The sequence below is a fragment of the Streptobacillus ratti genome, assembly GCF_001891165.1.
GTDB lineage: Bacteria > Fusobacteriota > Fusobacteriia > Fusobacteriales > Leptotrichiaceae > Streptobacillus > Streptobacillus ratti.
Genome location: NZ_LKKW01000042.1, coordinates 1 through 9,445, shown reverse-complemented (window position 1 = coordinate 9,445; position 9,445 = coordinate 1). Strand labels below are relative to the sequence as shown.

Annotated in this window: 12 protein-coding genes; 3 read left to right on the top strand and 9 right to left on the bottom strand. The window is 25.8% G+C overall.

Features of this window, described 5'->3' with window-relative positions:
- Positions 1-81 precede the first annotated feature (81 nt).
- Positions 82-561 carry a YbaK/EbsC family protein gene (locus BT993_RS06375; protein WP_143604300.1) on the top strand — a complete coding sequence of 160 codons (480 nt, stop codon included), beginning with the start codon at positions 82-84 and terminating at the stop codon, positions 559-561.
- 61 nt (positions 562-622) lie between these two features.
- Here BT993_RS06375 and BT993_RS06370 read toward each other — a convergent pair whose 3' ends face one another.
- The 7 genes from BT993_RS06370 to rpiB form a co-directional block, all read right to left on the bottom strand.
- Entirely contained in the window at positions 623-1,114 is a 492-nt protein-coding gene (locus BT993_RS06370; protein ID WP_072593743.1) for a J domain-containing protein, read from the bottom strand.
- A 10-nt stretch (positions 1,115-1,124) separates the two neighbouring features.
- Positions 1,125-2,180, bottom strand: a complete 1,056-nt coding sequence (locus BT993_RS06365) for a CBASS cGAMP-activated phospholipase (protein WP_072593742.1) — start codon at positions 2,178-2,180, stop codon at positions 1,125-1,127.
- Positions 2,181-2,191: 11 nt separating this feature from the next.
- A complete protein-coding gene (locus BT993_RS06360) occupies positions 2,192-2,893 on the bottom strand; it encodes an ABC transporter ATP-binding protein (protein ID WP_072593741.1) in 702 nt (233 codons plus the stop codon).
- Between the two features lie 99 nt (positions 2,894-2,992).
- Positions 2,993-4,036, bottom strand: a complete 1,044-nt coding sequence (adhP, locus tag BT993_RS06355) for an alcohol dehydrogenase AdhP (protein ID WP_072593740.1) — start codon at positions 4,034-4,036, stop codon at positions 2,993-2,995.
- A gap of 205 nt (positions 4,037-4,241) precedes the next feature.
- Positions 4,242-5,006 (bottom strand): TrmH family RNA methyltransferase, encoded by a 765-nt coding sequence (locus tag BT993_RS06350; protein WP_072593739.1) that lies wholly within the window; start codon positions 5,004-5,006, stop codon positions 4,242-4,244.
- On the bottom strand, positions 5,006-5,344 hold the full coding sequence (locus BT993_RS06345; RefSeq protein ID WP_072593738.1) for a histidine triad nucleotide-binding protein: 339 nt from the start codon (positions 5,342-5,344) through the stop codon (positions 5,006-5,008). Before BT993_RS06345 ends, BT993_RS06350 begins: the two co-directional genes overlap by 1 nt.
- Entirely contained in the window at positions 5,344-5,796 is a 453-nt protein-coding gene (gene rpiB / locus BT993_RS06340) for a ribose 5-phosphate isomerase B (RefSeq protein ID WP_072593737.1), read from the bottom strand. Before rpiB ends, BT993_RS06345 begins: the two co-directional genes overlap by 1 nt.
- Positions 5,797-5,961: 165 nt before the next feature.
- Here rpiB and BT993_RS06335 point away from each other — a divergent pair, with 165 nt between their 5' ends.
- Both BT993_RS06335 and BT993_RS06330 read left to right on the top strand, forming a co-directional pair.
- Positions 5,962-6,882 carry a carbohydrate kinase family protein gene (locus BT993_RS06335; RefSeq protein ID WP_072593736.1) on the top strand — a complete coding sequence of 307 codons (921 nt, stop codon included), beginning with the start codon at positions 5,962-5,964 and terminating at the stop codon, positions 6,880-6,882.
- 8 nt (positions 6,883-6,890) lie between these two features.
- Entirely contained in the window at positions 6,891-7,805 is a 915-nt protein-coding gene (locus BT993_RS06330; protein WP_072593735.1) for a pseudouridine-5'-phosphate glycosidase, read from the top strand.
- 36 nt (positions 7,806-7,841) lie between these two features.
- Here the strand turns inward: BT993_RS06330 and panF are convergent, their stop codons facing one another.
- On the bottom strand, positions 7,842-9,290 hold the full coding sequence (panF, locus tag BT993_RS06325; RefSeq protein WP_072593734.1) for a sodium/pantothenate symporter: 1,449 nt from the start codon (positions 9,288-9,290) through the stop codon (positions 7,842-7,844).
- Positions 9,283-9,445 (bottom strand): YhdT family protein (locus BT993_RS06320; protein ID WP_143604298.1); only part of this gene is annotated, 163 nt, incomplete at its 5' end. The genes panF and BT993_RS06320, both read right to left, overlap by 8 nt.

Sequence of the window (9,445 nt, the reverse complement as noted above, 5' to 3'; positions counted from 1 at the left end):
TATGTATTATCTCACAACACAAAGCCTTTTAAAATTATTTTTTTTATGTTACAATTTACACATAAATTTAGGAGGTTTTTTATGGATAATGAAAAAATGGTTTATGAACTTTTAAGCAAGCTAAATATTGAATATATAACACTAAAACATGAGGCTATAGCTTCTGTTAAAGATCATTTATTTGAATTAGAGGGTCAACAAGTTAAAAATCTTTTATTAAAAGCTAAAAAAACAGATAATATATATTTAGTGCTATTACATGATGAAAAATCACTAAACCTTACAGATTTAGCTGAAAAATTAGGAGAAAAAAGACTTTCATTTGCAAGTAGTTCTACTATGTTAGAATTAACAGGTTGTGAACCTGGTAAACTTACTCCATTTGGTTTAATTTTTGATAAAGAGCATAAAATTAATCTAATTGTAGACACAGCAGTAGATGTTAATACAACTATAGGGGCTCATCCTTTCATTAATACTAAAACACTAAATATTCAATTTAAAGATTTTGAAAAATTCTTTGAATACACTGGACATAAAATAAGCTTTATAGAGTTATAGATAGAGATTTATAAACATAATTAAAAAATCCTACATTTTCAAGTAGGATTTTTTATTGTATCTATTTTATATTCTCATATTTTTCTATTATTTGCCATGCACTATTTATCTTATTTGTAATTTCAGTTGCCTTTTCTTTTTCATTTTCATCTTTAAAAAAATCTGGATGATATTTTTTAAGCATAGTATTTCTAGCTCTTTTCTTAACATCAAAAGAGTCAGATGTACTAACTCCTAAGTATTCACAAGCTTTTTCATATTCATAATTTGACTTATTATACTGATAAGAATTCCCAGTATTTCTATTACCATAAAAATTATAGAAATCCTCTTCTGTATATGTTTTTGTACTAAATTTTATACCTGAAAATTTAATAATTATATATCCTATAAAAATAGCTACTATTAAAAAAGTTATTATTGGAATAAAAAATATTATTCCTAGTATTACAAAAACAACTCTTAATAATACTCCAGCTAAAGTTGTATTATTATTCTTTCTAAAAAATGACATAGCAAATAGTACAAATAATATTGCTATAATGTTTCTCATTTTATCCCTCTCAATTCATTGAAAATTTTCTTATTTTTTCTGCTAAAATATACATTTGTCTCTTAAACCAACTCTTTTTACTTATTATTTCTAATTCAGATAATTCCTCTTCAAAAAATATTTTTAAATTAGAGTAATGATTATTAATGTAATATTCATCTATTTTTTTTATTAATTCTGTAGGTATCTCATCTATCTTTAATTCATTAGACATATCATTAATTCTTACATAATTTTTTTTATCCAAAATTTTACTTAAAATATATTCTGTATTTTCTACTGATGTTTTCATTGTAGTTTTAATTAATGGAAAAGCCATTGAAATTAATCCAGAATCTTTTTCATCAACTTTTAAAAATTTCATTACCATATTATCTAAAAATGAATTAATCTTAAATATTTTTTTTATATTCGCATTAGAAATATCTGATTTATTAAATTTTATTTTTTCTGTCCCTGTACCAAGAGAAAGTATTTTCACTTCTTTTAATTCATTTACTCCTAAATTAAATGATTCTGATAAACCTATTAATGCTGGATTATTTGAAAATAAAGCTCCATCTACATACATTTTATTCTTAAATATATGTGGTGAAAAATACCCTGGTGCAGAAGCTGAAGATATTATAGCATCTTTTAAAGTAAATTGTTCATTTTTATTTTTCATAACCTCATCATAACTTTTAACAATATTAATTTTTGAATCACTTAAATTAACACTTGGTATAATTAATTTTGTTTTTAAATCATCATAACTTAAATTACCAACATATTTTTTTACTGCATTTTCTAAATTTGCATTTTCATATAACGAACCAAATAAAGGTTTTTTATTAGTGGATTTTTTACCAAATATTTCTTTATAACAATCATTATATATCTTTAATATTTCCTTAGGTTTAACACCTAAAGCTAATAATGTTGCAATAATAGATCCTGTACTTGTCCCTATAATAATGTCAAAATATTCATGATAACTTATATTAAAATCTTTCTCTATTTTATCTAACATCATTATTGTATATATACCTTTTAATCCTCCACCGTCTAAACTCAATATTCTCATTTACTTCACCCTTACCATTTTATTTCAGAAACATCTATTTTATTTTCATTTATTAATATCTCTTTTACTTTAGCATCTTGCATATGTATTACTTTATCAGCAATTTTTGCAATTTCAGAATTATGTGTTACCACAATTACTGTAACATTCTTTTTTAAACTCAAATTAGATAATATATTAAGTACTTGTTTACCTGTATTAAAGTCTAAAGCTCCTGTTGGTTCATCACATAATAATATTTTAGGTTTTTTAGCAATTGCTCTTGCAATAGAAACCCTCTGTTGTTCTCCACCAGATAATTGTGATGGGAAATTATTCATTCTATTTTCAAGTCCTACATCTTTAAGAACTTCTGTAACATCTATATTTTCTTTTACTAATTCTGAAGCTAATTCAACATTTTCTTTAGCCGTTAAATTAGGTAATAGATTATAGAATTGAAATACAAACCCTACATCGTTTCTTCTATATTTTGTTAATTCTTCTTTAGTATATTTAGCAATATTTTTATTATCTATAAATATATTCCCTGAATCAGCTATATCCATTCCACCTAAAATATTTAATAAAGTTGATTTTCCTGCACCAGAAGATCCAAGTATTACAACAAATTCACCTTTATTTATCTCAAAATTTATATCATTATTTGCAATTATCTCATTTTCTCCAATTATATATTTCTTTTTAAGATTTTCAATTTTAATATAACTCATGAAATACTCCTTTCAGATAATATATTTAATTATAACATTATTTAAATATATAATTCAACAAAAAAAGGCTAGAAAAATCTAGCCTATATATATTAAATCTTAATGTTTGCATCCACATCCACAGTCATGTTTTCTGAAATCAATAACCATACGTCCTTGAATAGTTCCTTTTTCCATTTCATCAAAAATGTCTAAAGCATCCTCAACTGGTCTAGTTTGAACTACTGGTACTACAAGTCCCATAGCTCCAAAATCAAATGCTTCTTTAAGATCTTCTCTTGTTCCAACTAATGAACCAATAATTTCTATTCCTTTTAATACTGTTGCAACAATTGAAACATCCATAGTTTCAGATGGTAATCCTACTGCAACTACTCTTCCAGCTGGTCTAGCAGAATCTATTGCTTGGTTGAAAGCAACTTTAGATACAGCAGTAACAACTGAAATATGTGCTCCGATTTCTGTTAATTCCATGATTTTCTTAACTGGATCTTCTTTTAATCCATTAATTACATAATCAGCACCAACTTCTTTAGCTAAAGCTAATTTATCATCATTAATATCTACTGCTATTACACGAGCATTAAATACTTTTTTAGCATATTGAACTGCTAAGTTTCCAAGTCCTCCTGCTCCCCAAATTACTACCCATTGACCAGGTTGAGGTCTTCCTACTTTAATCGCCTTATATGTAGTAACTCCTGCACATGTAATTGAACTTGCTTGTGCTGGATCTAATCCTTCAGGAACTTTAACTGCATAATCAGCTGTAACTATACATTCTTCAGCCATTCCACCATCTGCTGAATATCCAGCATTTTTAACTGATTGACATAAAGTTTCATTTCCTGTAACACAGTATTCACATCTTCCGCATCCTTCAAAGAACCATGCTATAGAAACTCTATCTCCAGGAACTAATGAAGTAACACCTTCTGCAACTTCTCTTACTATTCCTATTCCCTCATGTCCTAATACTCTTCCAGATACTTTACCAAAATCTCCATGTGCAACGTGTAAATCTGTATGACAAACTCCACAATATTCAACATCTACTAAAGCTTCTCCTGCTTTTAATGGTCTTAATACTTTTTCAACTATTTCAACACCAGTTGATTCTTTATTAACTACTACTGCTCTCATGTTCTTATCATCCTTTCAAACAAAATAATATTTTCACTAATAATATACCACATTAATACTGAATATTCAAATAGATAATTTTAAAATTCAGTATTAATTATTTAACTATAAATATTATTAAGGATAATATAGTAATAAAACACAAGTAAATACTTGTGTTTCATCTATCATCTTTTATTTAACTTAAAAAAATTTAAATTCAGTGTTAATCACGTTCTCTCATCTTATAAAGGAAAACACCTAATGCTATAGATACATTTAAAGATTCAATTTTACCATATATAGGTATTATTGCTTTTTGATGTGAAATATCTAAAAATTCATTAGAAACTCCTCCACCCTCATTACCAAAAATATATGCGTTTTTATCTTTTTTTAACTCAACTTCCCTATAATCCACACTTTCTTTACTTAATGCCGTAGAAATTATGTTATATCCATTATCCTTTAAAAACTCAATAATATTCTCTTTTTCTTCGTATATAATATTTACATTAAATATTCCACCCATAGTTGCTCTAACAACTTTTGGAGAGTAAACATCAACTGATGATTTAGTTAATATAAGTGTGCGATAATTAGTAGCTACTAATGTTCTAATAATAGTACCAATATTCCCTGGATCTTGTATTGCATCTAAAATAATTAAATCTCCTGATAATTCAGATAAATTAGATAGATGTTTAGAATATATAAACAATATTCCTTGGCTATTAGTTTGAGTACTTATACTATCAAATAATTTATCAGAAAGTACTGTTAAATTTTCATATTTAGATATATTATACTTATTTTCATAATATGTATATTTACTTTCCTTTACTATAACTTTAGAAAAATTATTCTTTTCTTCTAAAAATTTTTCTCCCTCAGCCAAAAATACTCCTGATTCATCTCTATATTTTTTATCATTCAATTTTTTTATCAGCTTATAATATCTATTATCTGTACTTACTATTACATCTTTCATTAAGCCATTACTCCTAGTTTTTCTCCAGCTAATATATGATAATGAATATGATATACTGTTTGTCCTGCATCGGAATTAATATTAGTAACAACTCTATATCCATTCTCATTTACACCAAGTAATCTTGCAACTTTTGCAACTGTTAATTGTAATTTACCTAATAACATTACATCATCTTCAGTAGCATCATCTAAATTTTTAATTTCCTTTTTAGGTATTACTAATACATGAATTTTTGCAGCAGGATAAATATCTTCAAAAGCTAAAAATTCATCATCTTCATATACTATTTTTGCTGGTATTTCCTTATCAATTATCTTTTTAAATATTGTTGACATTATTCTATCACTCCATTTCTACAAGAACATTCAATTTTTGAAACTCTACCACTATGTCTGCCACCCTCAAATTCAGAACTTAAAAAGGCATCTATACATGATTTTGCAAGTTCAATTCCTGTAACTCTTGCTCCAAATACTAATATATTTGCATCATTATGTTGTCTTGATAATCTTGCACATAATTCATTGGTAACTAAAGCTGCTCTAATTCCAGATATTCTATTTGCAGATATTGATATTCCTATACCTGTACCACATATTAATATTCCAAAGTCTGCATTTTTATCTAATATTTTTTTTGAAACTTCTTTAGCTATATCTGGATAATCTACAGACTCTATACTATCAGTTCCTACATTTAATACTTCAATTCCTTTTGATAACAAATAATCTACTAATTGATTTTTAAAATCAACACCTGAATGATCATTTCCTATTGCAATTTTCATATTCATCACCTTTCGTTTATTTAATCTACCTTAATTCTAACATATATAAATTGAATTTTAAAGAAATATATAAAATTTTATTCATTAAAATGAATATTTTTATTAATTGACTATACACATAAATATATGTTAGACTTTGAATATATAAATTAAAAGAGGTGTATTATGATTTGTATTATAGGTGGTGCTAACATCGATATACAAGGATTTTCATATAATTCTATTATACTAAATGATTCAAATCCAGGTAAAATAGAAAAAGGATTTGGTGGTGTAGCAAGAAATATTACAGAAAATCTTTCTCATTTAAATTTAAATACAAAATTTATTGCACCAATAGGTGATGATGAATTTTCTATTTCATTATTAAACTATATGAATAATAAAAAAGTTGATATGTCCCATTGTTTAATTATACCTAATGAGTCTTTATCAACTTATTTATCTGTTTTAAATGATGAAAATGAGATGATAGTAGCAATAGCAAGTATGTCCATATTAGAAAAATTAGATATAGACTATATAAAGAGTAAAGAAACACATATTAAAGATGCTGATGTTTTAGTTATTGATACAAATTTACGTCAAGATGTTATAGAATATATTTCAACATTTGATAAAAAACTTATAGTTGATTTAGTTTCAACTACTAAAGCAAAAAAAATAAGAAATATTCTTAATAAAATTCATTCTATTAAACCAAATAAAATAGAGGCTGAACTTTTAACAGGAATAGAAATTAAAGATGAAGAAAGTATGATATTAGCAAGTCAAAAACTTTTAAATCAAGGAATTAAAAATGTATATATTACTCTAGGTAAAGACGGAGTATTTTATATGAATAAAGAAAAGCATGGATTAATTAATAATCCTAAAATAAAAGCTGTAGATATTACTGGTGCAGGAGATTCATTTACAGCTGGGATAGCATATTCAGTGAAAAATAATTATGATATAGAAAAAAGTGCTAAAGTTGCAATGTCTATGTCAATAATTAATGTTACTAATATTGGTACTTGTTATCAAGGACTAACAACAGATTTATTAAATAAAACTTTAAAAACATATTTTAATATAGAATTATAGGAGGAAAAATGAAAAAATATTTAGAAATTAACCCAATAGTAAAAGAAGCTTTAGAAAATAATAAACCAGTGATTGCTTTAGAGTCTACAATAATATCTCATGGTATGCCATATCCACAAAATGTTGAAGTAGCACTAGAAGTTGAAAGAATTGCAAAAGAAAATGGAGTAGTTCCAGCAACTATAGGAATAATAAATGGAAAACTAAAAGTAGGATTAACTGAAGATGAGATTAATTTTTTAGGTAAAGAGGGATTAAGTGTTCCAAAAGTAAGCAGACGTGATTTAGCTTATGTTGTAAGTAAAGGATTAAATGGTGCAACTACAGTTTCAACTACTATGATAATTGCATCTCTTGCTGGAATTAAAATATTTGCAACAGGTGGAATTGGTGGTGTTCACAGAAATGCAGAAGTTACTATGGATATATCAGCTGATTTAGAAGAATTAGCACAAACTAATGTTGCAGTAATTTGTGCTGGAGCAAAATCAATACTTGATTTACCTCTAACATTAGAATATTTAGAAACAAAGGGTGTACCAGTTCTTGGATATAGAACAAAAGAACTACCTGCTTTTTATACAACAAAAAGTGGATATAATTTAGATAATGCAATTGATACTCCTAAAGAATTTGCTGAAATATTAAAAACTAAATGGGATTTAGGATTAAATGGTGGAGTTGTAATAGCAAATCCTATACCAGAAAAATATGCTATGGATTTTGATGTTATAACTAATGCTATTAATGAAGCTTTAAAAGAATCTGAAAAATTAGGAATTAAAGGTAAAGATTCTACACCATTCTTACTTGATAAAGTTAAGAAAATTACTGCTGGAAAATCATTAGATGCTAATATACAATTAGTATATAACAATGTAAGACTTGCATCAGAAATTGCAAAAGAATTTGTACAGTTATAATAAAAAGGGACTGTTTTAAAACAGCCCCCTTATTTTTTATTCAAAAAATAATTCTATAACTTCTTTATCATTTTTCTTAGTTATAAGTGAAACTAAAATATATGCTATTAATGCAAACATTAATGCTGGCACTATACTCATAAGACCAAATATTGAAAATTTAAATTTTTCAAGTAATATGAAAACAACAAAACCTACAATTACTGATACTATCGCTCCCTTATCATTACCTCTTTCCCAATATAATCCCATAAATACTGGTACAAAGAATAAAACTTCTTGTCCTGCAAGTGCAAATAAATTAACCCATACAATCAAACTAGGTGGATTAATTGATAATAAATATGTAATTAAACCTATACTAATACTAATTATTAATGAAATCTTTTTTAATTTTTTATCATTAGCATTTTTATTTACATAATTTATATATAAATCCTTAACTATAGATGATGAAATTAATATTAATAATGAATCTACTGTTGACATAATAGCAGCAAGTGGTCCACCTATAAATATACCTGCAATTATAGGGTGTAAATTCTTTAATGCAAGTATAGGTATTAATTTATCACTAACATCAATATTTGGCTCAATTGCTCTACCCATAAATCCAACTAAGTGCATTCCTATTAATAAAAAACCTACAACAAAAGTTCCTATTATCATTCCATTATGAAGTGCTTTAGAATCCTTATAACCCATACTTCTTACAGTTGTTGCAGGCAATCCTAATATTCCTATACCAACTAAAATCCAGAAAGATAATATATATGGTCTTGATATTGCTCCTCCAGCATCAGGTGTTAATAAGTTTGAATCTACATTCTTAATAATTGAAGTTATTTCTGACATAGATCCAACTTTATTTACTATTACAAAAAATAAGACAAATGTAGATATCATCATAATTAATCCCTGAATTGCATCAGTTATTGTTACTGCTTTAAATCCACCTATAGTTGTATAAAAAATAACTGTAAATACAAAGATTGTTAATGCTATTTTATAATCTATATCTATAATACTTTCTATAAGTCTTGCTCCTCCAATGAATTGAGCAATTATAGAAGCAAATAAAAAAATTAACATTAATACAGAAAGTAAAACAATTAGAAATTCATTATTATATCTTTTTCTTAAAATATCTATTAATGTTACAGCTTTTATTTTTCTTGAAATTATAGCTATCTTTTTACCAAGTACTCCTAAAGTAAAAAATATTAATGGAATTTGTATACAAGCTAATAAAACCCAACCTAACCCTAACTTATATGCTATTGATGGTCCACCTAAAAATGATGATGCTCCAATATATGTTGAAACTACTGTCATAGCTAAAACAAAAGCTCCCATACTTCTATTTCCAATAAAATATGATTCTGTAAAATTATTTTTATTTTCTTTTTTACTTATATAATATGCTATTAATATAGTAATAAATAGATATATTATTATAGGTAATAATAACTGAAATTTATTCATTTATATCACCTGTATTTAAATCAATATCCTTAAAAAACATCTTAGTTACAGTAAACACTGCTATATTAACCCAAATAAATCCTACTATACAAGAATAGAAAAACCACTCAGGTAATCCTAAAATATATTTATAATCTTCAACATTTTTAGGTGGA